This is a genomic window from Mesorhizobium yinganensis, assembly GCF_040081985.1.
GTDB lineage: Bacteria > Pseudomonadota > Alphaproteobacteria > Rhizobiales > Rhizobiaceae > Kumtagia > Kumtagia yinganensis.
In genome coordinates, this window is record NZ_JBEBMH010000001.1 from 678,317 (window position 1) to 702,078 (window position 23,762).

Sequence of the window (23,762 nt, forward strand, 5' to 3'; positions counted from 1 at the left end):
ATTCGTGTGACAGGACAGGGGTGCTGACATAGCTATCCCGTTTTCCGGGAAGTGTCATGGCCACCGAATCCATCGCATTGCGACCAGTAGAGAGCACGTTCTGGCAGGGCGTGCGGCTCGGCTTGCCCGTCGTGGTAGCCTCGGCGCCCTTCGCAATCCTGTTCGGCGCCATCGCCGTCGACAATGGTTTCACCGTCCCCGAGGCGGTCCTGATGAGCGCGCTGATCTATGGCGGCGCCAGCCAGATGGTCGGCATCGAGTTGTTCGGCCAGAACATCGCGCCTTGGTTGGTGGTGGTGTCGATCTTCGCCGTGAACTTTCGCCACGTGCTTTATTCCGCCTCCATCGGCCGGCGGCTGGCGCATTGGCCGCTCTGGCAACAGGCGGTCGGCTATTTCGTGCTGACCGACCCGCAATTCGCGGAAGCCGAGCGCAAGGCCGAAAGCGGCGAAAAAGTCGGCTTCGTCTGGTACATGGGCATGGGCCTGGCAATCTATCTTTGCTGGGTGATCGAAAGCGGCCTGGGCGCCTTGTTCGGCAAGCTCATCCCAGACACGCACGCGATCGGCATCGATTTCCTGCTGCCGATCTATTTCCTCGGCCTCGTCATGAGTTTTCGCAAGCGGCCGCTATGGCTGCCGGTGGTGCTGGTCAGCGGGGTGGTTTCGGTGATTGCCTATAAGACCATCGGCTCGCCGTGGCACGTCTCGGTGGGGGCGGCGGCAGGCATTGTCCTCGGCGCACTGGTCGCTCCGACGAACGGGAGGCATGCGGCGAAATGAGTACCATCTCCTGGATCATCCTGTGGGGCGCGCTGCTGACCTATCTGACGCGCATAGGCGGCCATCTGGTGCTCTCTCGCTTCGAGACGGTGCATCCTCGCGTCGAGGCGGCGCTGAACGCCGTGCCGGCGGCTGTCCTGACCACACTGGTTGCGCCGGCGCTGCTTACCGCGGGGCCTGCCGAGTTCATTGCGCTGTTGGTCACCGCAGTCGTGTCGTTGCGCTACGGGATGCTGGCGTTGTTTCTGGCCGGCGCGGCGGCGCTGATTTTGATGCGGCAGTTCGTGGGATAGGAGCATGTAACGATGAGCGGCGAAACCAAAATCCTGCGCAAGTGGACTGGCGTGATCCGTACGGCGGATGAACAGGTCTATGTCGACTACATCAAAGCGACCGGCCTGGAAGATTACAAATCGACCCCGGGAAATCTCGGCTTCCAGATGGTTCTGCGCGCCCGCGGCGACGGGACGAGCGAAGTGACGACGGTGAGCTGGTGGACATCGCTCGACGCCATCAAGGCGTTTGCCGGGGAGGACCCGGGAGTCGCGCGCTATTATCCCGAGGATGACCGTTTTCTGGTCGAGCGCCCGAAAAACGTCGATCACTATCGGATCGTAGCGGGTGGCGGGCCTGACTGGACGCAGGCCACTGGCATTTGAGATTCAGCCGCGCCGCGTCTCACATGGCCGGGCGCGCCCTGGCCGTTGTGCGACCCGCGCGGACGGTCGGTCTGGCCGTCCGGTCAGTTGGGTCAAGGTAAGCGATCCGATGCTTCTCCAGGGCCTTTCGAATGCTGTCCGGCGTGACGCCCGTAAGCCCTTTCAGGTGCCAGGAAGTCACACCGTTGCGCAGCAGAATGAAGCGTGACGGATCCGTTTGCGCCAGACGCACATCGGCGTCTTCCTGCGCAATCTCGGCGATCTTGATCAGCAATTCCCAGTCTCTTGCCGCCATTACCTTGAAAACTTTTTTTCGATCAGGGCGGCTTCCGCCTCGACTCGCAACGTGCGGATGCTTCGGCGTGCGGTCATCGGTCGTGGCCCGTGTCGATATCGAGGAAAACGAGATTGGCGCTGGCTTCCTCGCGATTTCGGCGCTGAGGGATGAGGCGGATCGCCGCCTCAAGTTCTTCACGCGCGATGTCGGCATGATCCATCCACCAACTGACATCCTCGAGATCGCTCTCCGTGGCGCGCGCGAGTTTGGTCGCCACGATCAGAGCAGGCGGCGGCATTTCGACATGAAGGTTGCCGTAAGTTCCGAGGGGCTGGGTTGGAAATTCGGCAGGATACATGGTGATCCCTGGACGCAGAATCTGCAAATAAATGTCATCGGCGTTGATTTCTGCACGCGGATCGTAACGCAGACCGGCGGCTTCAACCGCCTGTCTCATGTCGCCCGGATCGAAGTTCGACATCGGGTACCATATATTGATGTCGGGCGTCTGGCGATCATCCTGCCCCGAAAGCATGCTTGCCGTGCTTCCGACAATGACGGTTGTGGACGGCAGGCGCAGACGTTGGCCGATAGCGGCAAGCAGTTGCTCGATCTTCGTCCGGTTGATCATTGGCGTGGAATGTGCGTTCGAAGGCTAAGTGACCACGGGTAAAGACATGATGGCGTAATCGCTGTTCGTCGCTTGACCAGGTATCTTGATCGCGCCTGTACCTACTCAAATCTCAGTTGAGATTAATGCGGCAGGTGCGGCAGCGGTGCGGCCGCTTTCTCCAGCCAGGTTAGGTTTTCGCCGTCGAGCATCGGGCCGATCTCCGCCAGCACGCGGGCGTGGTAGGCGTCCAACCACTGCAACTCATCTTTGTTGAGCAATTCCGGCTGCAACATGCGGCGGTCGAAGGGCGCGAGCGTCAGCGTCTCGAAGCCGTGCATGGCGATATCGCCGCCTGGAATGGCCGCCTCGGGCGTGACGACGACGAGGTTTTCCAGCCGGATGCCGTAGTGGCCTTCCTTGTAATAGCCCGGCTCGTTGGAAAGGATCATTCCGGGCAGAAGCTTCTGCGTCCCGGTCTTGGCTATGCGCTGCGGACCCTCGTGTACGGAGAGATAGGAGCCGACGCCATGGCCGGTGCCGTGGGCGAAATCCAGCCCGTGCTGCCACAGCGCGGCGCGGGCGAGCGCGTCGATGTCCGAGCCGCGCGTGCCGGGCGGATAGCGCAGCATGGAGATACGGATCATGCCTTTCAGTACCAGCGTGTAGCGCTCCTTCATCTCCTCGCTCGGTGTGCCGACAGGGACGGTGCGGGTGATGTCGGTCGTGCCGTCCTGATACTGGCCGCCGGAATCGATCAGGAAAAGTTCGCCGTCGGCCAGCACGCGGTTCGTGGCGCGCGACACGCGGTAATGCATGATGGCGCCGTTCGGGCCCGAGCCGGAGATGGTCGAGAACGAGACGTCGCGCAGCGGCATCTGCGTCTCCTCGCCGACCGCGCGGCGAAAGCCTTCCAGTTGCTCGACCGTCCTGATCTCGTCGATCGATCCCGGTTGCTGGCGGTCGAGCCAGGCCAGCATCTTCACGACAGCCGCGCCGTCGCGGCGGTGCGCGGCGCGGGAGCCGGCGAGTTCGGCTGCGTTCTTGGTGGCGCGCGGGATGCGCGCCGGATCGACCGCCTCCACCACCGTGCCGCCATTGGCGGTGACCAACAGCCGTAATTGTTCGGCGGCCAGCACCGGGTCCAGCGCGACGCGGGCGCCTGCCTTTGCCAGTGCGGTCAGTTCAGGCTCAAGCGCCGAAGGCGGGCTGATTTCTGCGAGCTGCGTCAGATAGGCTCTCGGCTCGATCGGCAGTTTTCGTTTGTCGATGAAGATACGATGCGCCCCGTCGGCGGCAAGGATGGCGAAGCCGAGCGCGAGCGGTGTGTGCGGCACGTCGTTGCCGCGGACGTTGAAAGCCCAGGCCAGCGAGGAAGGGTCGGTCAGCACGGCATGGGTGGCGCCGCCGTCGGCGATGGCCGACGCCAGCCGCGCCAGTTTCTCCTTGGCCAGTTCGCCGGCGAAGGCGATCGGATGGATTTCCACCGGCTGAAGCGGCGCGTCGGGCTGGTCGGCCCACAAGTCGTCGATCGGGTTGGTCTCGACAGCCATCAGTTCCGCGCCCTTGGCCTCCAGCGCGCCACGCAACGCCTTGACCTCGGCAATGGTATGCAGCCATGGGTCGAAGCCGAGGCGAAAACCCTTTCCGGCATTCTCCTTCAGCCATTCGGGGGGAGGGTTGGTGATCAGGCTTTCTATGGAAAAGATAGCGGGATCGACCTGCTGGCGGGCCTGCAGCGTGTAGCGCCCGTCGACGAAAAGCACCGCGCGGGCGGCCAGCACGACAGCCGCGCCTGCGGAGCCTGTGAAGCCGGTCAGCCATTTCAGCCGCTCGGAGCGTTCGGCGACATATTCGCCCTGGTGCTCGTCGGAGCGTGGAACGATGAAGCCGTCCAGGTTCTTGGCGGCCAGCCATTCGCGCAATTGCGCCACACGGCCAGCGCCCAGCGTCGGATCGCTCACCTCGTCGAAGGTCTGGAACATAGCGTGCAGATTCCCTGGAGGATTCTAAAACCCGACCGTATCCGCAGGCACCCGTCGTGGCAACGCAGGCGCGATGGTCCAGTCAAGGCAGCCGTGCCGGCTGGTGTATGCGATTGTAGATGGCATCCATGCCGAATTCGCACTTCAGGAAAAGCCTGGCAGCACTTACTTTTTGTCCGTGGAGGACAGACACCGAATCCTTTTAAGGAGAACGTCGATGACCACGAGAACCGGGTTCTTCAGATCCGCCTTAGACGCCTTCGTTCGGGCGCGCGAGAAGCAGGCGGACCGCTACGTCGCGGCGGCCCTGCTCGACCTGGACGATGAGACGCTGCTTTCGTACGGCTATAACCGCGCCGAACTCAGGAAGCGCGCCGGGGCTCGCTACCTCTAAGCAGGAGCGGAAGCCGAGCCGCGAACCCTCAGTGTTTTAGATGCAGCGTCACCCAGTCCTCGCGGCGCAGGGTGCGCACATGGCGGAAATGCTGGGCCGAATAAGCGGCCAGCACCGCGTCCCGCTGGCGCTGCAATATGCCCGAAAGGATCAGCGAGCCGCCTGGAGTGACGTGCCGCGCCATCCGCGGGGCAAGTTGCATCAGCGGCCGAGCCAGAATGTTGGCGACGATCAGGTCGAACGGGCCGGCCATGCCGAACACCGGATGATGAAAGCCGGGCGCGGTCGCCGTCCGCACCAGCGCAGGAACGCCATTCAGCCGGACGTTTTCGGCGGCGACCTTTGTGGCGACGGGATCGATATCGGTCGCAAGCACCGGGATATGCGCCATCTTGGCGACGGCGATCGCCAGCACGGCGCTGCCTGTCCCGAGGTCCAGCGCAGTTCGCGGGCGCTCCCGCCGCACCACTTGCTCGATCATCTCCAGGCAGCCGGCCGTAGTGCCGTGGTGGCCTGTGCCGAAGGCCTGGCCAGCCTCGATCTCGATGGCGAGGTCGCCGATCTGCCGTCGATGGCGGTCATGTCGGCCATGAACGAAAAAGCGGCCGGCGCGCACAGGCTTCAGCCCTTCGAGCGAGCGCGCCACCCAGTCGATGTCCGGCAGGTCTTCCCGCGACAAGTCCGTCGCATGGCCATGTTCGCCCAGCACCCTGGCCATGCGATGCTCCGCGTCTTCCGCATCGCCGTCGACATAAAGCGAGATCTCGTCGATGCCCCTGGCTTCGTCGAGTTCAATCATGGCGAGCGGCAGGCCGTCATCCTCGAACTCGGCCTCAAGCGCGTCGAAGAGCTGTTTGGCGCTCGCCTTGTCCGTGGCGAGAAAAAAACGCGTCTGCCCCATCGCGCCCGTCAGCCTTCCGCGATCAGGCGTTTGAGTTTCGCCACGGCGGTATCTGAATCCTCGCCATAGGCGATGGTGCCGAAGAAACCGCCCTTGCTGTCGAGCAAGAGCACCGTGGCGGTGTGGTCCATTGTGTAGTCGCCGCCCTCGAGCGGCACTTTCCGGGAATAGATGCCGAACGCCTTTGCCATGGCGGCGATCTTTTCCGGGTCACCGGTGATGCCGGTGATGCGCTCGGAGACGTTGCCGACATAGGTGTTCATGATATCGGGCGTGTCACGCTCTGGATCGACCGAGACGAAGTAGGCGCGCACGTCGCGGCCCTCGTCGCCCAGCTTCTTCATCCAACTGTCCATCTCGGCCAGCGTGGTGGGGCAGACTTCGGGGCAATGGGTAAAACCGAAGAACACCGCCGAGGGGTGCCCGCGGAACGCCGCTTCGGTGATCTCGCCGCCCTTCTGGTCGACAAGGACGAAAGGCGCGCCGTAGGCCTCGCCGCTGTTCATCTGCCGATACCAGTCGAAAGTCAGCCAGCCGACGCCCGCCGCCATGACGACAAGGATTCCGACGAGAACAAAACGCATCATCTTCGATTGCATGGGGCTGTGGTTCTACGCGAGAGGAATTTGCTGGTTAAGGGACGCGGTTCAGAAGCACCAGGAAAGGCCGGACTGGATTATGGCCACAAACATGTCCGGACCATGCGCGACCCCGCCGCGCAAACGGCGCCGGTCACGGCAGCCGTCAGCGATGCCGTTACCGCATATTCTGCCACGGATGGCATGTTGAATCTGGTCGGCGAACTCATGCCGTGAAAATAGCCCTCGGCGCGAAGGCGCGAAAGAGGCCATGTTGACGCTGTGGCAGGGACAGTCTTGCATCGGCGGCGCCGGGCTCCCACGTCTCACTCCGCCGCCCACAACAGGAGAATTCCATGCGCTTGTCCGCGATACTGATATCAGCCGTCGTCATTGCCTTGTCCGCCGGCTTTGCCCGTGCCCAGCAGGTCGGTGAGGTCGGGGTCGACTGGCTCGGCAACGACATCGTCGTGGAGGCGATCAAGGATCCGAAGGTCGACGGGGTGATCTGCCACGTCTCCTATTTCGACCGCGGGGTGGTCGACCGGCTGCAGAAGGGCAACTGGTTCGAGGACCCGTCGGATTCCGCAATCTCCTGCCGGCAGACAGGGCCGATAACCATCCGCGATATCGCCTTTGGCGAATCTGGCGAGGAGGTATTCAAGCAGGGCATCAGCCTGATTTGGAAGAAGCAGGTGGTGAACCGCATCTACGACAAGGCGAACGAGACGCTGATCTACCTCTCGCACTCCCGGCAGGTGCAGGACGGTTCGGCGAAGATGGCGATCTCCACCGTGCCGCTTTACGGCCAGGAGGTGGTGTGGGCCAACGGCAAGCCGAAGTGAGGCTTGCCGAGGGTTTCGTGGGCAAGTAGATCGCTGACATGGACATCGACCCGGACCTGCGCTTCAAGGATTCCGAACCCCGTATCCACCCGACTGCGGAGCTGAAATCCTGCAAGCTGGGGCGTTACGCGGTGATCGGCGAGCGGGTCATCCTGCGCGAGGTAAATGTCGGCGACTATTCCTATTTCGAACGCCATGGCGAAGCGATCTACACCTCGATCGGAAAGTTCTGCTCGATCGCCGCCAACACGCGCATCAATGCGCTTGAACATCCGATCGAGCGCATCACCCAGCATAAGCTGAGCTACCGGCCGAACGAATATTTTCGCTATCTCGGCGTGGACGAAGGTTTTCGCAGGCGCCGGCAGGGCAAGCAGGTGACGATCGGCCACGATGTTTGGATCGGCCACGGCGCGGTGGTCATGCCGGGCGTGTCGATCGGCAACGGTGCCGTGGTCGGCGCCAATGCTGTGGTGACACGCGATGTGGAACCGTTCGCAATCGTCGCGGGCAGCCCGGCGCGTATGTTGCGGCGGCGGTTTTCGGACAACGTCTGCGGACGCATCGAAAAACTCGCCTGGTGGGATTGGCCTGTCGAGACGCTCTTCGAGGCTGTGCCGGACATGCAGGCCATGCCGATCGAGGCGTTTCTCAATCGTTGGGAAGCAAAGCTCGGTTAGCCGCCGCTTTCATTCCAGTCACGTTATCTGACATTCGCTTCATTGCGCGAATCGACGTTTGTCGGGAACCATCTCAATCTCCACGGGTTGACGCCGCGAGGGACAATCTGAGGAGAGTCACGATGAAACGCAGTCTTTTGTTTGCCGCCTCCGTGGCGGCTATCGCAGCCTTTTCAGCTCCGGCCGTCGCCGAGAGCCCGGCCCAGGCCAAGGATCCCGATTCCACCGGCCAGACCCAGATCAATCCCGGCGCCCAGCAGTTCAACGCTGAGACCGGCACAGACACGATGACCACCGCCAGCATCGGCGACGTGCGTACGCTGGCGCCGGTGATGGCTGCCGGCACGACGACCGCCGGCCAGATCCAGACGATTTCCGCAGTCTCGTCCGTGAAGGTGGTGCGCGTCGACGACTGGGCGAGCGCCGACAAGCAGGCCTTCGACGCGGCGATGAGCCAGAGCGCTGCGCCCGTACGCGACCTCCGTTCCGCCTTGGCGGCGAACACCGTCGTCAGCACAAGACTGACCGAACAGAGGGTCATGACGGACCATGTCGTGGCTAGCCAGGTCATGCCTGACGGCAGTCTGGTCGTCTACACCTATGGCGGCTGACGTCCTCACCGTCTCTCTCGCGTGATCCCTGTGCCGGTCTATTGGCCGGCACTTTTTTGTCTGCGGCGGTTTGCTAAGTGGTGGCCGCCGGCCGCGCGATATCGAGAAAAGCGCGCACCAGTTTGCCGCTGCCGCCGATCGTCGTCGGCCGCGTGCAGCATTCCTCCGAACCCGTCATGCATGAGACGTTCGGGCCGATCGTGCGCGCGCCGGACGACGACGAGGCGCTGATCGCGCTGTCCAACTCGACCGCCTTGGGACCCGCGCATGTGGAAATACATAGCCGGGTCGAAGGTCGGCACGGTCGATATCCGGGAGGTGCCGGGCGACCGCATCGAGTGAGCCCGTTCGGCGGCATCGAGGATTCCGGCAGCGGTTTCAGGTGAGGCGTCATCGAGGCGATGAAGAGTTTTAGCAATGTGAAGACTTTTTCATTGTCCTGGGGACAAGGGCAGGGCAGGCGAAGCGGCGGGCTTGGCACAAGCGGCGCAAGCCTGTTGATGCTTAGCTGACCAACGAAGACGCTTCGTCCGAAGCGTTTTCGTCCGCCAATCAGGCCGCCCGGCCGCCTTTCCCGCGGGAAGGGCAGGAACAAAGATGTCCGCATTCGCCCTCACGCTCGTGCTTTCCGCCGCCGTGCTGCACGCCAGCTGGAACGCGCTGGTGAAGGCGGCGTCCGACCGCGCGCTGACGATTGCGGCGGTGGCCGCCATGCATGCGGTCGGCGGGATCATCCTGATCCTGATCGGCGACACGCCGGCAGTGGCGAGCTGGCCCTTGATCGCCGCCTCGACGCTGATCCACTACGCCTATTACGTGCTGCTGTTCCAGGCCTACCGGCTGGGCGACTTGAGCCAGGTCTATCCGATCTCGCGCGGCATGGCGCCGGCGGTCGTGGCGCTGGGCACCTATCTGATCATCGGCGAGAATCTCACGCCGCTCGGCTGGGCCGGGCTCGCCGCCATCTCGCTCGGCATCTTCTTCCTGGCGATCCAGCGGGGTGCGGCGCATGCCGACCGCCGCGCCGTCGGTGTGGCCTTGCTGCTCGGCCTCACCATTGCCGGCTATTCCATCGCCGACGGCATCGGCGTGCGCCTGTCGCAGGCGGCGCTCGGCTATATCGGCTGGCTGTTCCTGTTTGAATCGCCGGTGCTGTTCGCCATCCTCTGGCAGCGGCGGCGCAAGGCCGTCGCCTTCGACTGGCGGGTGTTCGGGATCGGCATGATCGGCGGCGTGTTTTCCGTCGCCGCCTATGCCACGGTGCTTTACGTGAAAACCTTCGCGCCGATCGGCGCGGTCTCGGCGATCCGCGAATCCAGCGTGGTGATTGCCGCGCTGATCGGCCTGGTCTTTTTCGGCGAACGGCCTTGGCTCGGCCGGCTCATCTCGGCCGTCATCGTCGCGGCGGGCGTGATCACGCTGGCGATGTTCGACTGACGGGCGACGTTCATCGCCCCCGGGACGCGGGATTTTTCGCGCCGGCCGCCGTTCCCTGCTTTTCGCTTGGGGCAGACCGGCACCCATCAGGAGGTGTCGCGGCGCTCCAGCGCGAAGACGGCCAGCGCGTGGGCATGGGCCAGGATTTCGTCGACCTCGCGGATTTTGCGGGAATGGGTCGCAACCGGATCGTAGCGGGACAGCCGGCCGCCGGGCGGGCGTCCGCGCCGCAGCGGCGAGGTGCGCCTGAGCCGGCCCGTGCCGGCTTGGCGGTCCTGCGCCGTCGCGGCATCGCGCCGCGCCTGCCAGAGGGCGAAGCGTTTTGCCTGCGCCGGCAGGTCGTCGAGCGCGGCGGCCAGCGCCTGGAGGCGCAAGCCGAGACGGGCGGCGTCGACCGGGTCGTCGGGCGAGGGCGGAGGCGGCAGGGGAGGCAGCGCATCGAAGCCGGAAATGCGCGGCGCGGCGTGGGCGGGCACGGAGCGGCGGCTGACGCGGAACGGACGCCTTGGCGGATCGAAAAGCGGCAGGCTTAATGTGCGTGGGCGCGCGGCGCGGAGGGCGGCGGCCCGCCTGGCGGCGGCAACACGCCTGAGATCGGCCCGCGACATGGTCGCGGCGATGCCGAGGCGATGCAGGACGGGCAGCGCGGCGCCGGGATTCGGCCTGGGTTTGCGCGGGCGCGGCGGCGGCAACGCCACCGCCATGCCGCAGGCCACCACGATGATCAACCGCCGCGTCGCCGCCTCGGCCGGGCGCAGCAGCCGCAATATGGCGCGGTGGAGCCGGCGCGGCAGGGTGGCGCCGCCCATCGCCGCCATGCCGACAAGCATGGCGAGGATGCGCTTCAACGCTTCCCGGTTCGTCTCGACTGCCGCAGTCCCATCCATCGCCACCGCCTCCACCATGGGCGGCAGAATTATCGCTCGGGTTGGGGAGGGCGGGGATAGACGCCAGGTCAGATCCTGTGGCGCGGCGGCGCGGGGGTAGCTAAGGTATTGAAAAGACGAGAGGGGGATTTTGGAACACAAAAAATTTTGGTTCGGAACGAGTTTTTCCGTTCCCGTTTCGGAGGGGTGTTGGACGGAGTGCGACAGCCGGCTGGACGACAGCCGCGAGGGAACGTGCCGGATACAGGCTTCGTTCTTCCCCGCACCGACCAGAAAGCGGCTGCACTCGTCTGCGGAAACAAGCTAAGCTGACATCGTAGCCGTCAACCTTGGACCAACCATGGAAAAGGAAAAACAGGGATCACCGAGGCCGAGGAACGGGAGCTGATCGAAAGCTCCGAACGCGGCGAGTCGGTCGGCGGCATCGAGGCGCGCCGGGCGTTCTGGCAGGAGGCCGCCCGAGGCGCGCTCGACGGCAACGGCAGCGCATCTCGATCTCCGAGCGCGACCTTGCCGGCTGAAGGCCCGCGCGGCGGAGGAGGGTTCGCCTTACCAGACGCTGATCAATTCGATCTTGCATAAGTCTGTGGAGGGGTGAGGGGCGGGGGACAGTTTTACCCGGTTCACTCGGAAACCCGAAAACCGTTCGCGCGTGGCCGATGCTCGAAGGGTAGCCGCAGGGGACAGTTTACTTAATTCCGCAGAAGGGCGCGGCCGTTTCAAGGCTGGTGCGGGCGGAATTAAGTAAACTGTCCCCGGCACTTGCCCCGGTTCGGCCGCGCACCTCCTGGATCGTTTTCGGGTTTCCGAGTGGACCGTTGTTACTTTTTCCGCTTGCGCTTTGTTCTGAACTGCTGCCGCCTTTCCGCGGAAAGAAAGTAAACTGTCCCCGGAGGTGCCGCTTGCCGCGTCTCGCCCGCATCGTCGTTCCCGGCGTGCCGCATCATGTTACGCAACGAGGAAACCGGCGCGAGCGGGTGTTCTTCTCGCCATCGGACTATCGCTTCTACAAACGGCTTTTGTCGGAAGCGGCGCGCGAGGCTGGCACCGAAATCTGGTGCTACTGCCTGATGCCGAACCACGTTCATCTAATTATGACGCCATCCGATGCGGACGGGCTGCGGGCCACTCTTGCGGAAACGCACCGGCGCTATACGCAGTTTGTCAACGAGCGCAGCGGCTGGACGGGACATCTGTGGCAGGGGCGGTTCGGATCGGTTCCGATGGACGAGGACCATCTGGCGGGCGCCTTGCGATACGTGTCGCTTAATCCCGTAAGGGCGGGGTTGGTGGCGCGGGCCGACGATTGGCCGTGGTCGAGCGTTCGGGCGCATTTTGCCGGAGAGGACGATGGATTGGTGTCGGTTCGTCCGGCCCTGGACCGCTATCCGGATTTCGCTTCGATGCTGGAGGTCATGCCGAGCGGAGCGGAGATGAATGCGCTGCGCAAGGCGGAGACCAGCGGACGGCCGCTCGGCAGCAAGGAATGGGTCGCGGGAATTGGCGTGACGATGGAGAAGCGTGGACGGAAGGGGAGGTAGAAGGTTGAGCGCTGGGACGGTCGCGGTAAGCGCAGGGACAGTTGCGGGTAAGCGCAGGGGACAGTTTACTTTTTTCCGCCCGCGCCAGCCTTGAAGCGGCCGCGCCTTTCCGCGGAAAGAAAGTAAACTGTCCCCGGAGGTGCCTCACCCGAAGAGCAGCTGATCTTCGCTCAATCGTCCGCGTTTCTGAAAATCAACAGCGCGCCCGCTGCTGTGGTTGATAGTTTCAACCAAAGATCATCTTTTTGAGCCTCTTCGGTAGTCAGCGTGTCTTCAATTTTAACGAGGTATTCTTCCATAGTATTATGAACATTTCTCAGCGCAATGATCCCGTCGCCTGAGAAAACCGGTTCGGGATAAAAATTTTTTGCAAATCCATCTTCCGACACAAAATCGTACCAATAGTTGATAACTCCTGCGCCGCCGAGAATGTCGATCGACGACAGGTCAGCGAACAAGTCCAGACCTTCCATGATCCGGTTTCGAACACGCTGGTTGATTATTGTCTCCGGTACAATTTCCTCCATTCTACTCACACCCCCGTCACAAACCCATCCAGCACCTTCTTCTGCCCCGCTCTATCAAAATCGATCGTAAGCTTGTTGCCTTCGATGGCCGCAATATTGCCGTTGCCGAATTTCTGGTGGAAGACGCGGTCTCCGACGGTGAAGGGGGAGGGGGTATCGGCGACGGATTTGGCGACCAGTTCGCCGTCGATGGTTTTGCCCTTCACCGAGCCGCGCCCGGCGCCGTAGCCGGAATCGGTTTCGCCATAGCCGATGCGCTCGACTGCGTGGCCGGAGCGGGTGCCCCAGTTGCGGTCGGTGGCTTCCGTGCGGTTCTGCTGGGCGCGCTGCCAGCCGGGGGTGGCGTAGGAGTTGGAGAAGGAGCGGCCTTCCGAGCCGGGTGCGCCGGCGCGCGAACCGGACGCCGCCGAGCCGCCTGCGCCGCGCTGGTCGCCACGCGCTGAAAAATTCCCGGTCGGCGAGCCGATGCTGTCGAAACGCGAGGCGCCATAGGGATTTCTGCGGCCGGGCTCGGAAAAGCCGCCGCCGCGCCCGCCATAGGGGTTGCCGTAGCCGCCATAGGAGGAAGAACCCTCCTGCACCTCGACATGTTTTTCCGGCAGCTCGTCGAGGAAACGCGAGGGGATGGTCGACTGCCACAGGCCGTGGATGCGCCGGTTCGACACGAACCAGATGTGAAGATTCTTCTTGGCGCGGGTGACGCCGACATAGGCGAGGCGGCGCTCTTCCTCCAGGCCGGAGCGGCCGCCCTCGTCGAGCGCGCGCTGGTGGGGGAACAGGCCTTCCTCCCAGCCGGGCAGGAACACCGTCTCGAACTCCAGCCCTTTTGCCGAATGCAGCGTCATGATGGAGACGGCGTCGAGTTCGGCGTTCTGCTCGGAATCCATGACCAGCGCGACATGCTCGAGGAAGGAGCGCAGCGATTCGTATTCCTCCATGGAGCGGATCAGTTCCTTCAGGTTCTCCAGCCGGCCGGGGGCTTCCGCCGAGCGGTCGTTCTTCCACATTTCCGTGTAGCCGGATTCTTCGAGGATCGTCTCGGCGAGCTCGGTGTGGGGCTGGGTTTCAAGAAGCTCCTGCCAGCGGGAAAAATTGGCGGCGAGCTGTCGGAGCGCGGCGCGCGGTTTCGGCTTCAGCTCGTCGCTTTCGGCGAGCTTTTCGGCGGCGGCGAGCATCGGGATGCCCAGCGCACGGGCGGTGTCGTGGACCTGGCGCACGGCGCTTTCGCCCAGGCCGCGCTTCGGCACGTTGACGATGCGCTCGAAGGCGAGGTCGTCGGCGGGCTGCGCGACGACGCGCAGATAGGCCATGGCGTCGCGGATCTCCTGGCGCTCGTAGAAGCGCGGGCCGCCGATGACGCGGTAGTTGAGGCCCAGCGTGACGAAGCGGTCCTCGAACTCGCGCATCTGGAAGGAGGCGCGCACCAGGATCGCCATGTCGTTCAACAGGTGGTTCTGGCGCTGGTATTGCTCGATGGTCTCGCCGATGGCGCGGGCTTCTTCTTCTGAATCCCAGGCGGCGTGGACGTTGACCTTGCCTTCCTCGGGATCGGCGCGGTCGGTGAACAGGGTTTTGCCGAGCCGGCCCTCATTGTGGGCGATGAGGTGGGAGGCCGCGCCCAATATATGGGCGGTAGAGCGGTAGTTGCGTTCGAGGCGGATGACGGTGGCGCCGGGGAAATCCTTTTCGAAGCGCAGGATGTTGTCCACCTCGGCGCCGCGCCAGCCATAGATCGACTGGTCGTCGTCGCCGACGCAGCAGATGTTGACTTTGTTTTCGCTCGCGGGCCGTACCGCCGCCTGCGGCGGCTGGCCCTCCGCGGGGGCGGCCTGACCGGCCGACGCCCGGTCGGGCTTGCGGCCGTCGGCCGAAAAGCGCGAGTTTCCCTCCCCCTTGCGGGGAGGGTGGCCCGAAGGGCCGGGTGGGATAGCCGCGGCAGTGCTCGACGTTCCCTCCCCCCTTGCGGGGGAGGTGGCGGCGAAGCCGCCGGAGGGGGTCGGTCCGGCAGTGCTCGACCTATTGGTGGTGCCTTCTGAGGTTACCCCCTCTGGCCTGCCGGCCATCTCCCCCGCAAGGGGGGAGAGATCGCGGCCGCCAGGCCGCACCCCATCCTTCGAGGAGGACGGCCGCTGTGCCAACAGCCTGAGCCACATGTACTGCGCGGTGTTGGTATCCTGGTACTCGTCGACCAGGATGTATTTGAACCGGCGGTGGTACTCCGCCAGCACGTCGTGGTGTTTTCGGAAGATGCGGATGGGGTGGCACAAGAGGTCGCCGAAGTCGCAGGCGTTCAGTGTCGTGAGGCGGTCCTGGTAGGCTTTGTAGAGCTCGCGGCCTTTTCCGTTGGCGAAGGAGCGGGCGTCGCCTTCGGGGATTTCGGAGGGGCCGAGGCCCTTGTTCTTCCAGCCGTCGATCATCTGCGCGAACTGGCGCGCTGGCCAGCGCTTGTCGTCGAGACCCTCGGCCTGGATGAGCTGTTTGATCAGCCGGATCTGGTCGTCGGTGTCCAATATGGTGAAGTCGGAGCGCAGGCCGGCGAGCTCGGCGTGGCGGCGCAGCATTTTCACGCCGATCGAATGGAAGGTGCCGAGCCAGGGCATGCCTTCGACCTGCTCGCCGACCAGAATGCCGACGCGCTGCTTCATCTCGCGGGCGGCCTTGTTGGTGAAGGTGACGGCGAGGATCTGGCTGGGCCAGGCGCGGCCGGTGGCAAGAATGTGGGCGATGCGGGTGGTGAGCACGCGCGTCTTGCCGGTGCCGGCGCCTGCCAGAACCAGCACCGGGCCTTCGGTGGTCTCTACCGCCAGCCGCTGCTCGGGGTTCAGGCCGGTGAGATAGGCGGGCGGGTTGTTGTGGCCGGCGCGCGCGGCCATGGCGCGCGCCGCGATGCCGGATGCGCCTTGCGGCGCGCGCGCAGCATCGCCCGGCGGCGGACGCGGGGCGTCGTCGTCGAAGAACGGGATGTCGTCGGGCAGGCCAGCCATGAGCCCGAATGTAGTGATTCGGGGGCGAAAGGCCAGCGGCGTTTCCGTTTTGTACCGAAAGCAAGAGGGGATGATGCTTGGCCAAGGAATAATTTCCTTGAGGGCTGCGGCGTGGGCCGCGCCGGTTCAATTTTTCCGCCGCGCATGCTACCGCTCGACGTGACGGATCGAGGAAGACCAGATGGATGTCAGGCGACCGACCAAGGATTTCGCGGTTTCCGAGACGGCGCCGGAACTGGACAGCCTGATCTATTACCGGATGGCCGGCAAGAAGCGGAAGGCGCACGCCACCTGGTATCGCGGCGAGACCACGAACTATCATCCGATGCGCGCCAGCCTGGCGGAGGCGGATGCGGTCGAGCGCTATGTCGGGCATGGCTGGCTGCCGAAGGTGCCGTTCATCGGGAAGGATGATTACGTCACCGCCTTCGGCAGTTGTTTCGCCGCCGAGATGACGAAATTCCTGCTGGCAAAGGGTTTTCGCGTGTTCGGCAACGACCGCAACGTGAAAGCCCACGTCATCCGCTCCGGCGAGGGCATCGTCAACACGGCGGCGCTGCGCCAGCAGTTCGAATGGGCGTTCCAGGGAAAAGCCCCGAGGTCGGAAGTCTGGCACGAGAAGGACGGCCGCGTCGCGGAGGTTTCCGAGGAGATCGAGGCGGCGACCCGGCGCATCTTCCTGTCGACCGACGTTTTTGTGTTCACGCTGGGGCTGTCGGAGGTCTGGTACGACCGCGAGACCGGCGACGTGCTGTGGCGCGCGGTGCCCAAACACGCCTTCGATCCCGACCGCCATGCGTTCCGTGTGCTCGGCGCGGAGGAGAACCGGGCGAACATCGCGGCCGTCTACGACATGATCCGCCAACACCGGCCGGACGCGCACATCGTGCTGACGCTGTCGCCGATCCCGCTGGCGGCGACGTTCCGGCCGGTCTCCTGCATGACCGCCAACAGCGTCTCAAAAGCCTCGCTGCGGGTCGCCATCGACGAGGTGATGCGCGCCAACGCGGCGGACGAGAAACTGCATTATTTCCCGTCCTACGAGATCGTCACGGCGTTCCTGCCGGACGCGCTGGGCGACGATCTGCGTCATCCCCGGCCGGAGACGGTGGATTTCGTCATGGCGACGTTCGAGCGGCATTTTCTCAAGTGACCATCAGCCGCGGCCGGAATGCTGTGCGAAAAGAGGTTCCACGGCACCCTTGAGGAAGAATGACGGTGCCTCCCTCGAAGAGGGCGGACTAAACCGCCTTACGGCGTGTCGTATTCGTTGCGCAAATTGGAGACGACGCGGCGGTTCTGAACCCGGCAGGCGGTGTCGGTGCAGGCACGCACGAGGCGGTCCCTGCCATAACCCTTGGCCCACATGCGCTTGCGATCCACGCCCTTGGAGGCGATATAGTTCATGACCGCGTCGGCGCGCTTCTGCGACAGAGCGACCTGCGTTGATTCGGAACCCGGATCGTCGGCGAAACCCTGCAGCTTCATAAGCCAGCGGGGATACTGCTGCATGAACGCCGCCTGCTTGTCGAGCGTGGCGCGCGCCACCGAGTCGAGCTCGGCCGAGCCGGAGCTGAAGAAGGTGCGGCGGCCGACATTGAGGATGAAATCCTCCTCGCTGCCCGGCCCCGCATTGGCGAAGCCGGCGGCGGGATCATTGGTGTTGCCAATCTCGTTGGGATTGACTCCCGGCGCTTCCGGCGTCTCCAGTTTCGCGGTGGTGCAGGCTGCGAGCGTGACGATAAGGCCGGCGGCGAGCAGCCGCCGGAAGACGTCGTGACGAACGATCATCAGCGGCGATCCTATTGGGCTTCGAGTTCTTCGGGTTTGGCGATCGAACGTTCCGCCTGCTCCGCCAGATGCGGCAGGACTTGCACGGCGGTGCCGATCGGGCAGCGCTGATAGAGGTCGATGGCATCCTCGTTGAACATGCGAATGCAGCCCGAGGACGCATCCGTGCCGATGCTCCAGGGCGCGATGGTGCCGTGGAAGCGGTAGCCGGTGTCGGCGCCGTCACGATGCAGATACATGGCGCGCGGCCCGAGAGGATTTTTCGGCGAGCCGCCCTCAACCGACTCAGGCAGCTCCGGATGGCGCTTGCGCATTTCCGGAGGCGGGGTCCATTTCGGCCACAGGGCCTTACGGTCGATGGTGGAGCGGCCGAACCACTGGAACCCTTCCTTGCCGACGCCGACGCCGTAGCGGATGGCCGTCTTGTTCTCCATGATCACGTAGAGGAAGTGGTTGCGGGTATCGACGACGATTGTTCCCTGCGGCTCGCTCGATTTGAATTTGACGACCTGGCGCTGCCACTTCTTGTTGATCTTCTTGAAATTGGTGGCGCGGAAGGTGACGCCATTGTCCGTAAGCGTGCCGGCGAAATAGGAGGATGCCTGAGCATTCGCCTCCGCGCCGGCAAATCCGGTGGCCGCGGCGGCCAGCCCGCCCAGCATGACTTCGCGTCGTGACAGAATCATCGGCGATAGACCCCTCCAAGCTTCCGATGGCTGTGGAGCATAGAGGAGAGTTGCCGCGGTTCAAATGGAAATCGGCGGCTTTCCAAAGAGACGGCGGAGTGTCACTGTGTTGCAACGCCTCCTGCCGTTGATGAACTTTCGCACCGCTGTATTTGTTAGCCAGATCACCGGCTGGCGATGAAAAATGGCAAATAAGACCAGGTTCGGTCCACTGAGCAGCGACGCCGCCCTGGCTCGGCGGCAGTTGATTGTCGGTGCCTTGGCCAGCCTGGTCGTGACGGGCGCCGGGCGGGCTCTCGCGCAGACGGGCGCGGACGGCGGCAAGACCGACGTTACTTTCCTGTTTTCCAGCGACATTCACGCTTGCCGGATGGCGAGCGGCCTCAGCCCGAACTGCGCGAGGGAAGGCAAGACCGATGCGAATCTGCTTCGCCACGTCGCCGCATTGAACGGGCTGGAGCGACGGCGCTGGCCGGAGACGGTCAATGGCGCCGCGAGCGGACTGGCGAGCGCCGGCGAGCGAATCGGGAAGCCGCGCGGGCTGGTGATCGGCGGCGACATGACGGACGATGGCGGCGGCCAGATCGCCTTGCCGCAGGAAGGCACGCAACTCATGCAGTTCAGCCACCGTTACCAGGAGGGTGTCGGGCCGGACCGCGTGCATTTCCCGGTCTATGTCGGGCTGGGCAACCATGACCTCGACCAGGATGGGCCGCCGCCGCATGTCGACTGGTATCGCCGCGAGCTGCGCGACTATGTCGAGATCAACCACCGGCCGAGCGTGTTCTTCAAGCCGCCGGTGCCGGCGGATAACTACGACGCGGTGTCGGACTGCTATTCCTGGAACTGGGGCCGGCTGCACCTCATCCAGGCGCAGCGCTTTGCCGGCGACACGGCCAAGGGTGCCGTCGGTTCGCTGCCGTGGCTGAAGGCGGATCTCGCTGCCTTTGCCGGCGACGGAAGGCCGGTGGTGATCTTCCAGCATTATGGCTGGGATTCTTTCTCGACCGAGCGCTGGAGCCCCGAAAGAGCTACCTTCGACGGCGCCGGCAGCGGAGTGCCGCATTGGTGGAGCGACGAGGATCGCCACGCCATGCTCGCAATACTGGAAGGCTACAACGTCATCGGCATCTTTCACGGCCACCAGCACGAAACGCCGATGATCTACCGCCGCGACGGTTTCGATATCTTCAAGCCGAAGGCGGCCTATATGGGCGGCTTCGCGCTGGTGCGCGTCACCGACGCCTTCATGGACGTCGCGATTGGCGAGGCGGCGGGTGAGCCGGGCGATGTGATGTTCACCCATGTATTCAGCAAGATGTTGCGGAGTTGATCGGGAAACCTGACTTTCGCAAGCCGCCATTGACGAGGGGTGCATGATGAGCTAGTGGTGAGACAGGTCTGTATCATCTTCATGTGATCCCAAAATGGCTTCTTCTCCGGCTACGTCCGACAAACGCCAGCACATCGTTGAGACGGCGTATGCGCTTTTCAAGCGCTTTGGCTTCCACGCCACAGGCATCGACAGGATCATCGCGGAGGCCGAGGTGGCGAAAATGACGATGTACCGTCACTTCCCGAGCAAGGATGGCCTGATCGTTGCAGTGCTGAACTGGCGAGCGCAGCGCTTCGAACGCCAGCTCGACCAACTGGCTCATGAAGCCTCGGCGAGACACAAGATCAGGGTCATCTTCGATTGGCACCAGCGCTGGTTTCACGGTGCTGATTTCCATGGCTGCATCTTCGCCCATGCTCTGGCGGAATTCGGCGATCCAACGCATCCGGTCTTCAAGGCCGCGGCCGCGCAGAAGGCCGGCCTGAAGCTGCGGATGCAGACAATCCTCGAAGGTGTCATGCCTGCTGAGCGGGCCGAGAGCGCTTCCGCAGCTCTGCTGATGCTCATCGAGGGGGCTACGTTGATGGCCCAGATGGGAAGGGGCGACGACGCGATAGCGGACGCCTGGAAGGCTGCGTCGACCATCATCGCGGTCGACGACACGCCATGATGAGCGCGACAGTTATCGGGCTGGCTCTCTCGGCAGCGATGCTCCACGCAACCTGGAATGCCTTCCTGCGCAGTGGTACGGATCGCCTCTGGACAATAACGGTCATGAGTTTCTCAAGCACGATCGCTGGTGCGGTGCTTGCGACGCTCTCTCCCATCCCTTTCTCGGCTGCTTGGCTCTACATCGTCTTCTCGGCATGTCTTCAGGTCGGCTACAGCGTTTTCCTGGTCGCCGCCTACCGGTATGGGGAACTCGGGCAAGTCTATCCGATCGTTCGAGGAACCGTCCCGTTGCTGGTGACTTTTGGCGGGTTCCTGTTCAGCAGCGAACGTCTCGGTCCCTACCAGATGACGGGTGTAGTCTTTGTTGCGGCCGGCATCATGAGCCTGTCTCTCGGGCGGGACAGGGCTACGCTATCGTCGATCCTGTTTGCGCTGGCCACTGGAGCGATCATCGCCGCGTACGCGACGGTTGATGCCCTCGGCGTTCGCCAGACGGGCCATGCGGGTAGCTATACTGCTTGGGTTCTGATCCTCTACGGCGCCCTGTTGCCGGCGGCGTTCATCCTATTGCGCGGAAGGCTCGCCGTGGACGTTCGATCGCCGGAAACATGGAAAGCGCTCGCAGGGGGGATTGTCGCGCTCGTCGCCTATGGCGCGGTGGTCGCGGCCTTCGCGTTGGGGCCGGCCGGCCCGATAACCGCCTTGCGAGAAACCAGCGTCGTCTTTGCGGCTCTTATCGGCGGGCTGTTTCTTGCCGAGAGAATGACGGCGCGAAGGATCGCCGCATGCATGGTTGTCGCGCTGGGAGCCATATGCATTGGATATCAACCGTGAGCATCGCGTGTTTTGGCACCGGGCGGCGTATGCTGCTCGTCCTCACGAAGCCTTGACTGGACCACCCGCAACCGCGACCTAGATTGCAAACCTCATACAAATCCAGGGAGCGAACCATGAACAAGCCTGTCATCACCCAGGCGATGATCGATGCCTATGACGAGTACACGCATCTGACGCTGGACCGGCGCGGCTTCATGGAAAAACTGACGAAGCTGGCGGGCACGGGCGCGGCGGCGGCGGTGATAGCACCGATGCTGGCGGCGAATTCGGCGCAGGCGGCGATCGTGCCGGAGGACGACGCGCGGCTGAAGACCGAGGACGTCACATGGCCGGGCGCCGAGGGCGAGATGAAAGGCTATCTCGTCCGGCCAGCAGACCAGAGCGGAAAACTCGGATCGGTGATCGTCATCCACGAGAACAGGGGTCTCAACGCCCATATCAAGGACGTGGCGCGGCGCGTCGCGCTGGAAGGGTTTGACGCGCTGGCCGTCGATTTCCTGTCGCCGCTGGGCGGCACGCCGGCCGACGAGGAGAAGGCGCGCGACATGTTCTCGCAGCTCGATCCGGCCAAGACGGCGGCCAACGGCGCGGCAACGGTGACGTGGCTGAAGGGGCAGGAATGGTCCAACGGAAAAGTCGGTGCAGTCGGTTTCTGCTGGGGCGGCGGCACGGTGAACAACCTCGCCATCGCCTCGCCCGATCTCGTCGCCGGTGTCGCCTATTACGGCGCTCAACCGAAGGACGCTGCCGCGATCGCCAACATCAAGGCGACACTGCTTCTGCAATATGCCGGGCAGGACGAGCGCATCAATGCCGGCATCGACGCCTACAAGGCGGCGCTTACGGCGGCCGGCAAGGATTTCACCGTCTATGTCTATGACGGGGCGCAGCACGCCTTCAACAACGACACGTCGGAGGCGCGCTACAATAAGGAAGCCGCCGATCTCGCTTGGGGCCGGACCATCGCCTTCTTCAAGGAAAAGCTTGCCTGAGCAGAACGGGCGGGCCGGTCAGGAAGAGCCGGCCCAGCTCGTCCGATAGGGTGGCGCCAGGGTGAAGCCGATCGGCAATGCGGATGCCGGAGGCGGATGGCGCACGCCTTCGTGCAGATACTGCAGCGCGGCCATGAGGCCGTGGATCGTGTAGGGTTTTGCGATCACACCGACCGCGCCCGCGAAATTTTCGGGAATTCGCTTTGGGTTGGCCGTCATGAACACGGCCATCGAGCACTTCTGCCCGGTGATATAGCGCGCAACGTCGATGCCTGTCGGTCCGTCGCTGAGGTGAATGTCGACGAAGGCCAGGTCCGCTTCCACGCTATCGACCAGCGTGTGCGCCTCCGAGGAGGAGGTTGCCCAGCCGACCACTGTGTGGCCGGCCTCCTCGACGAGGCCCTCGAGTTCCATTGCGAGCAGGGCCTCGTCCTCTATTATCAGCACACGCATCGGCTCGATCCGACTATCCACGCTGCTCATGTCATGCTCCACCGATGGTTTCAGGGATGCCTACCGTGACGCGCGTGCCGGGCGCGGCATCGCTCCACATGACGTCCGCCTGCAACTGGCGCGCCAGCGAGCGCACCAACCTCATGCCGAAGGACGAACCGCCATTGGCGGCGGGCATGCCGTTGCCATTGTCGGTGATTTCGATCCGGATGCGGTCGTCCCGCCGGAAAAGACGCAGCGTGAGAAGCTCTTCGGAGCCGTCCGCCTTGAACGCGTGTTTCAGGGCATTGGTGACGAGTTCGTTGACGATCAAGGCCACCGGCGTCGCCTTGTCCGCAGGCACGACGATCGGATCGAGGTCGAACGACGTCTTCAACGATGGACGGCCTGTCGCGGCCGCAAGGTCGGTGACAAGGTCGCGGATGAAGTCCGATATGTCGAAGCTCGATACGTCATCTGACTGGTAGAGCCGGCGATGCACGGTGCTGAGCGCCTCGATCCGTTCCAGCATGGCATGCAGCGATCGCTTGATGTTTTCGTCGGGTATCGACCGGCTCTGCATCACGATCAGGGAGGAGATCATCTGAAGATTGTTCTTCACGCGGTGGTCGACCTCGTGCAGCAGCGTGCGCTGGGCATCGAGCGAGGCTTCCAATTCGCTGGTGCGTTCGCGGACCGCCTTCTCGAAGCGCTCCTTGTCGGCGGCGATCCTGTGCTCGGTTTCCTTTCGGTCGGTAACGTCGAGTTGCGAGGCGAAGAAGAACTGCAGTTCGCCCGCTTCGTTCGATACCGGGCTGATATAGAGGGCGTTCCAGAAGCTGGAGCCGTCCCTGCGGTAGTTCAGGATGTCGACATTGATATCGAGCCGGTTGATGAGCGCCTGGCGGATGCGGTCAACGGTTTGGGGATCGGTCGCAGGTCCCTGGAGGAACCGGCAATTGCGGCCCATCACCTCGTCCCGCGCGTAGCCGCTCAGCTTCAGGAAGGCATTGTTGGCGAAGACGATCGGATTGTCGTTCTGGCGCGGGTCGGTGATCAGCATCGCCATTCGGGTGGCGCGGATGGCGGCGGCGAAGGGGTCGCCCTTGCCGTGCTCGGCGTGAAGCCGGTCGGTCATGTGCCAGTCGTCGCCACCATCCGTAATCGCTTTCCAATCCATTTCAGGCCCTCTTCGTTCATTCGGTCGGCACGACAACGAAAAACGGGGCGGAAAGGTTCAATTGGAAACAAACTTGACGATCGAAAATGGAGAACGGCCGGCTTTTGAAACTCGGCATGCGCTCGCAGCAACGGCCGG

The 23,762-nt window shown here is 63.7% G+C and carries 25 protein-coding genes and 3 pseudogenes; 15 read left to right on the forward strand and 13 right to left on the reverse strand.

All coding sequences use genetic code 11. The annotated features are described in order from the left end of the window. Positions 1–56: 56 nt before the first annotated feature. From ABMA59_RS03150 to ABMA59_RS03160, 3 genes are read left to right on the forward strand one after another with little or no spacing between them, the layout of a single operon-like run. Positions 57–782 (forward strand): AzlC family ABC transporter permease, encoded by a 726-nt coding sequence (locus ABMA59_RS03150; RefSeq protein ID WP_349003833.1) that lies wholly within the window; start codon positions 57–59, stop codon positions 780–782. After that, entirely contained in the window at positions 779–1,075 is a 297-nt protein-coding gene (locus ABMA59_RS03155; RefSeq protein ID WP_349003834.1) for an AzlD family protein, read from the forward strand. The genes ABMA59_RS03150 and ABMA59_RS03155 overlap by 4 nt, the downstream gene beginning before the upstream one ends. Positions 1,076–1,087: 12 nt before the next feature. Beyond that, positions 1,088–1,441: an antibiotic biosynthesis monooxygenase family protein gene (locus tag ABMA59_RS03160; protein WP_349003835.1), complete on the forward strand. Its 354-nt coding sequence runs from the start codon at positions 1,088–1,090 to the stop codon at positions 1,439–1,441. Positions 1,442–1,460: 19 nt separating this feature from the next. Here the strand turns inward: ABMA59_RS03160 and ABMA59_RS03165 are convergent, their stop codons facing one another. The 3 genes from ABMA59_RS03165 to ABMA59_RS03175 form a co-directional block, all read right to left on the reverse strand. Further along, positions 1,461–1,715, reverse strand: a complete 255-nt coding sequence (locus ABMA59_RS03165) for a hypothetical protein (RefSeq protein WP_349003836.1) — start codon at positions 1,713–1,715, stop codon at positions 1,461–1,463. Between the two features lie 94 nt (positions 1,716–1,809). Next, on the reverse strand, positions 1,810–2,349 hold the full coding sequence (locus ABMA59_RS03170) for a hypothetical protein (protein WP_349003837.1): 540 nt from the start codon (positions 2,347–2,349) through the stop codon (positions 1,810–1,812). A 122-nt stretch (positions 2,350–2,471) separates the two neighbouring features. Beyond that, the gene (locus tag ABMA59_RS03175; RefSeq protein ID WP_349003838.1) at positions 2,472–4,313 is read right to left on the reverse strand and encodes an aminopeptidase P family protein; all 1,842 of its coding nucleotides are present in this window, start codon (positions 4,311–4,313) and stop codon (positions 2,472–2,474) included. Between the two features lie 217 nt (positions 4,314–4,530). On the opposite strand from ABMA59_RS03175, the gene ABMA59_RS03180 reads away from it, so the two are divergent. Continuing rightward, positions 4,531–4,707 (forward strand): hypothetical protein, encoded by a 177-nt coding sequence (locus tag ABMA59_RS03180; protein WP_349003839.1) that lies wholly within the window; start codon positions 4,531–4,533, stop codon positions 4,705–4,707. Between the two features lie 28 nt (positions 4,708–4,735). On the opposite strand, the gene ABMA59_RS03185 is transcribed toward ABMA59_RS03180, so the two are convergent. Both ABMA59_RS03185 and ABMA59_RS03190 read right to left on the reverse strand, forming a co-directional pair. Then, positions 4,736–5,608, reverse strand: coding sequence for a 50S ribosomal protein L11 methyltransferase (locus tag ABMA59_RS03185; protein ID WP_349003840.1), 873 nt, complete (start codon positions 5,606–5,608; stop codon positions 4,736–4,738). Positions 5,609–5,616: 8 nt separating this feature from the next. Then, positions 5,617–6,195 carry an SCO family protein gene (locus ABMA59_RS03190; RefSeq protein WP_349003931.1) on the reverse strand — a complete coding sequence of 193 codons (579 nt, stop codon included), beginning with the start codon at positions 6,193–6,195 and terminating at the stop codon, positions 5,617–5,619. 347 nt (positions 6,196–6,542) lie between these two features. On the opposite strand from ABMA59_RS03190, the gene ABMA59_RS03195 reads away from it, so the two are divergent. The 5 genes and pseudogenes from ABMA59_RS03195 (at position 6,543) to ABMA59_RS03215 (ending at position 9,759) form a co-directional block, all read left to right on the forward strand. Beyond that, positions 6,543–7,031, forward strand: coding sequence for a CreA family protein (locus tag ABMA59_RS03195; RefSeq protein WP_349003841.1), 489 nt, complete (start codon positions 6,543–6,545; stop codon positions 7,029–7,031). A gap of 38 nt (positions 7,032–7,069) precedes the next feature. Then, on the forward strand, positions 7,070–7,711 hold the full coding sequence (locus ABMA59_RS03200) for a DapH/DapD/GlmU-related protein (protein ID WP_349003842.1): 642 nt from the start codon (positions 7,070–7,072) through the stop codon (positions 7,709–7,711). Between the two features lie 122 nt (positions 7,712–7,833). Further along, complete coding sequence (locus ABMA59_RS03205) at positions 7,834–8,322, forward strand: hypothetical protein (RefSeq protein ID WP_349003843.1); 489 nt, start codon at positions 7,834–7,836, stop codon at positions 8,320–8,322. Between the two features lie 113 nt (positions 8,323–8,435). After that, a pseudogene (locus tag ABMA59_RS03210) lies at positions 8,436–8,768 on the forward strand (aldehyde dehydrogenase family protein); the annotation flags it as partial. Positions 8,769–8,919: 151 nt separating this feature from the next. Continuing rightward, complete coding sequence (locus ABMA59_RS03215) at positions 8,920–9,759, forward strand: EamA family transporter (RefSeq protein ID WP_349003844.1); 840 nt, start codon at positions 8,920–8,922, stop codon at positions 9,757–9,759. Between the two features lie 86 nt (positions 9,760–9,845). On the opposite strand, the gene ABMA59_RS03220 is transcribed toward ABMA59_RS03215, so the two are convergent. After that, a complete protein-coding gene (locus ABMA59_RS03220) occupies positions 9,846–10,646 on the reverse strand; it encodes a hypothetical protein (protein WP_349003845.1) in 801 nt (266 codons plus the stop codon). Positions 10,647–11,548: 902 nt separating this feature from the next. Here ABMA59_RS03220 and ABMA59_RS03225 point away from each other — a divergent pair. Continuing rightward, a complete protein-coding gene (locus tag ABMA59_RS03225) occupies positions 11,549–12,187 on the forward strand; it encodes a transposase (RefSeq protein ID WP_349003846.1) in 639 nt (212 codons plus the stop codon). 170 nt (positions 12,188–12,357) lie between these two features. Here the strand turns inward: ABMA59_RS03225 and ABMA59_RS03230 are convergent, their stop codons facing one another. From ABMA59_RS03230 to ABMA59_RS37110, 3 genes and pseudogenes are all read right to left on the reverse strand, one after another. Next, a complete protein-coding gene (locus tag ABMA59_RS03230; RefSeq protein WP_349003847.1) occupies positions 12,358–12,660 on the reverse strand; it encodes a hypothetical protein in 303 nt (100 codons plus the stop codon). A 59-nt stretch (positions 12,661–12,719) separates the two neighbouring features. Then, a pseudogene (locus ABMA59_RS37105) lies at positions 12,720–14,732 on the reverse strand (ATP-dependent helicase); the annotation flags it as partial. Between the two features lie 105 nt (positions 14,733–14,837). Continuing rightward, a pseudogene (locus ABMA59_RS37110) lies at positions 14,838–15,698 on the reverse strand (ATP-dependent helicase); the annotation flags it as partial. A 181-nt stretch (positions 15,699–15,879) separates the two neighbouring features. On the opposite strand from ABMA59_RS37110, the gene ABMA59_RS03240 reads away from it, so the two are divergent. Next, entirely contained in the window at positions 15,880–16,851 is a 972-nt protein-coding gene (locus ABMA59_RS03240; RefSeq protein ID WP_349003848.1) for a GSCFA domain-containing protein, read from the forward strand. Between the two features lie 98 nt (positions 16,852–16,949). On the opposite strand, the gene ABMA59_RS03245 is transcribed toward ABMA59_RS03240, so the two are convergent. Beyond that, a complete protein-coding gene (locus ABMA59_RS03245; RefSeq protein WP_349003849.1) occupies positions 16,950–17,489 on the reverse strand; it encodes an OmpA family protein in 540 nt (179 codons plus the stop codon). An 11-nt stretch (positions 17,490–17,500) separates the two neighbouring features. After that, positions 17,501–18,175 (reverse strand): L,D-transpeptidase, encoded by a 675-nt coding sequence (locus ABMA59_RS03250; protein ID WP_349003850.1) that lies wholly within the window; start codon positions 18,173–18,175, stop codon positions 17,501–17,503. Between the two features lie 184 nt (positions 18,176–18,359). Between ABMA59_RS03250 and ABMA59_RS03255 the strand changes: the two genes are divergently transcribed. From ABMA59_RS03255 to ABMA59_RS03270, 4 genes are all read left to right on the forward strand, one after another. After that, on the forward strand, positions 18,360–19,508 hold the full coding sequence (locus tag ABMA59_RS03255; RefSeq protein WP_349003851.1) for a metallophosphoesterase: 1,149 nt from the start codon (positions 18,360–18,362) through the stop codon (positions 19,506–19,508). Positions 19,509–19,602: 94 nt separating this feature from the next. Next, positions 19,603–20,181 (forward strand): TetR/AcrR family transcriptional regulator, encoded by a 579-nt coding sequence (locus tag ABMA59_RS03260; RefSeq protein ID WP_349003852.1) that lies wholly within the window; start codon positions 19,603–19,605, stop codon positions 20,179–20,181. Beyond that, entirely contained in the window at positions 20,181–21,017 is an 837-nt protein-coding gene (locus ABMA59_RS03265; RefSeq protein ID WP_349003853.1) for an EamA family transporter, read from the forward strand. The genes ABMA59_RS03260 and ABMA59_RS03265 overlap by 1 nt, the downstream gene beginning before the upstream one ends. 116 nt (positions 21,018–21,133) lie before the next feature. Then, the gene (locus ABMA59_RS03270) at positions 21,134–22,012 is read left to right on the forward strand and encodes a dienelactone hydrolase family protein (protein WP_349003854.1); all 879 of its coding nucleotides are present in this window, start codon (positions 21,134–21,136) and stop codon (positions 22,010–22,012) included. Between the two features lie 18 nt (positions 22,013–22,030). Here the strand turns inward: ABMA59_RS03270 and ABMA59_RS03275 are convergent, their stop codons facing one another. Both ABMA59_RS03275 and ABMA59_RS03280 read right to left on the reverse strand, forming a co-directional pair. Continuing rightward, positions 22,031–22,495, reverse strand: coding sequence for a response regulator (locus ABMA59_RS03275; RefSeq protein WP_349003855.1), 465 nt, complete (start codon positions 22,493–22,495; stop codon positions 22,031–22,033). A gap of 1 nt (position 22,496) precedes the next feature. Further along, positions 22,497–23,624, reverse strand: coding sequence for a histidine kinase dimerization/phosphoacceptor domain -containing protein (locus ABMA59_RS03280; protein WP_349003856.1), 1,128 nt, complete (start codon positions 23,622–23,624; stop codon positions 22,497–22,499). Positions 23,625–23,762: the final 138 nt, after the last annotated feature.

What these genes read in the sequence shown, in the direction of transcription:
- ABMA59_RS03150 (WP_349003833.1), top strand. Translation starts at nt 57, where the DNA reads ATGGCCACCGAATCCATCGCATTGCGACCAGTAGAGAGCACGTTCTGG.
- ABMA59_RS03155 (WP_349003834.1), top strand. Translation starts at nt 779, where the DNA reads ATGAGTACCATCTCCTGGATCATCCTGTGGGGCGCGCTGCTGACCTAT.
- ABMA59_RS03160 (WP_349003835.1), top strand. Translation starts at nt 1,088, where the DNA reads ATGAGCGGCGAAACCAAAATCCTGCGCAAGTGGACTGGCGTGATCCGT.
- ABMA59_RS03170 (WP_349003837.1), bottom strand. Translation starts at nt 2,349, where the DNA reads ATGATCAACCGGACGAAGATCGAGCAACTGCTTGCCGCTATCGGCCAA.
- ABMA59_RS03175 (WP_349003838.1), bottom strand. Translation starts at nt 4,313, where the DNA reads ATGTTCCAGACCTTCGACGAGGTGAGCGATCCGACGCTGGGCGCTGGC.
- ABMA59_RS03180 (WP_349003839.1), top strand. Translation starts at nt 4,531, where the DNA reads ATGACCACGAGAACCGGGTTCTTCAGATCCGCCTTAGACGCCTTCGTT.
- ABMA59_RS03185 (WP_349003840.1), bottom strand. Translation starts at nt 5,608, where the DNA reads ATGGGGCAGACGCGTTTTTTTCTCGCCACGGACAAGGCGAGCGCCAAA.
- ABMA59_RS03190 (WP_349003931.1), bottom strand. Translation starts at nt 6,195, where the DNA reads ATGATGCGTTTTGTTCTCGTCGGAATCCTTGTCGTCATGGCGGCGGGC.
- ABMA59_RS03195 (WP_349003841.1), top strand. Translation starts at nt 6,543, where the DNA reads ATGCGCTTGTCCGCGATACTGATATCAGCCGTCGTCATTGCCTTGTCC.
- ABMA59_RS03200 (WP_349003842.1), top strand. Translation starts at nt 7,070, where the DNA reads ATGGACATCGACCCGGACCTGCGCTTCAAGGATTCCGAACCCCGTATC.
- ABMA59_RS03205 (WP_349003843.1), top strand. Translation starts at nt 7,834, where the DNA reads ATGAAACGCAGTCTTTTGTTTGCCGCCTCCGTGGCGGCTATCGCAGCC.
- ABMA59_RS03215 (WP_349003844.1), top strand. Translation starts at nt 8,920, where the DNA reads ATGTCCGCATTCGCCCTCACGCTCGTGCTTTCCGCCGCCGTGCTGCAC.
- ABMA59_RS03220 (WP_349003845.1), bottom strand. Translation starts at nt 10,646, where the DNA reads ATGGATGGGACTGCGGCAGTCGAGACGAACCGGGAAGCGTTGAAGCGC.
- ABMA59_RS03230 (WP_349003847.1), bottom strand. Translation starts at nt 12,660, where the DNA reads ATGGAAGGTCTGGACTTGTTCGCTGACCTGTCGTCGATCGACATTCTC.
- ABMA59_RS03240 (WP_349003848.1), top strand. Translation starts at nt 15,880, where the DNA reads ATGGATGTCAGGCGACCGACCAAGGATTTCGCGGTTTCCGAGACGGCG.
- ABMA59_RS03245 (WP_349003849.1), bottom strand. Translation starts at nt 17,489, where the DNA reads ATGATCGTTCGTCACGACGTCTTCCGGCGGCTGCTCGCCGCCGGCCTT.
- ABMA59_RS03250 (WP_349003850.1), bottom strand. Translation starts at nt 18,175, where the DNA reads ATGATTCTGTCACGACGCGAAGTCATGCTGGGCGGGCTGGCCGCCGCG.
- ABMA59_RS03255 (WP_349003851.1), top strand. Translation starts at nt 18,360, where the DNA reads ATGGCAAATAAGACCAGGTTCGGTCCACTGAGCAGCGACGCCGCCCTG.
- ABMA59_RS03260 (WP_349003852.1), top strand. Translation starts at nt 19,603, where the DNA reads ATGGCTTCTTCTCCGGCTACGTCCGACAAACGCCAGCACATCGTTGAG.
- ABMA59_RS03265 (WP_349003853.1), top strand. Translation starts at nt 20,181, where the DNA reads ATGAGCGCGACAGTTATCGGGCTGGCTCTCTCGGCAGCGATGCTCCAC.
- ABMA59_RS03270 (WP_349003854.1), top strand. Translation starts at nt 21,134, where the DNA reads ATGAACAAGCCTGTCATCACCCAGGCGATGATCGATGCCTATGACGAG.
- ABMA59_RS03275 (WP_349003855.1), bottom strand. Translation starts at nt 22,495, where the DNA reads ATGAGCAGCGTGGATAGTCGGATCGAGCCGATGCGTGTGCTGATAATA.
- ABMA59_RS03280 (WP_349003856.1), bottom strand. Translation starts at nt 23,624, where the DNA reads ATGGATTGGAAAGCGATTACGGATGGTGGCGACGACTGGCACATGACC.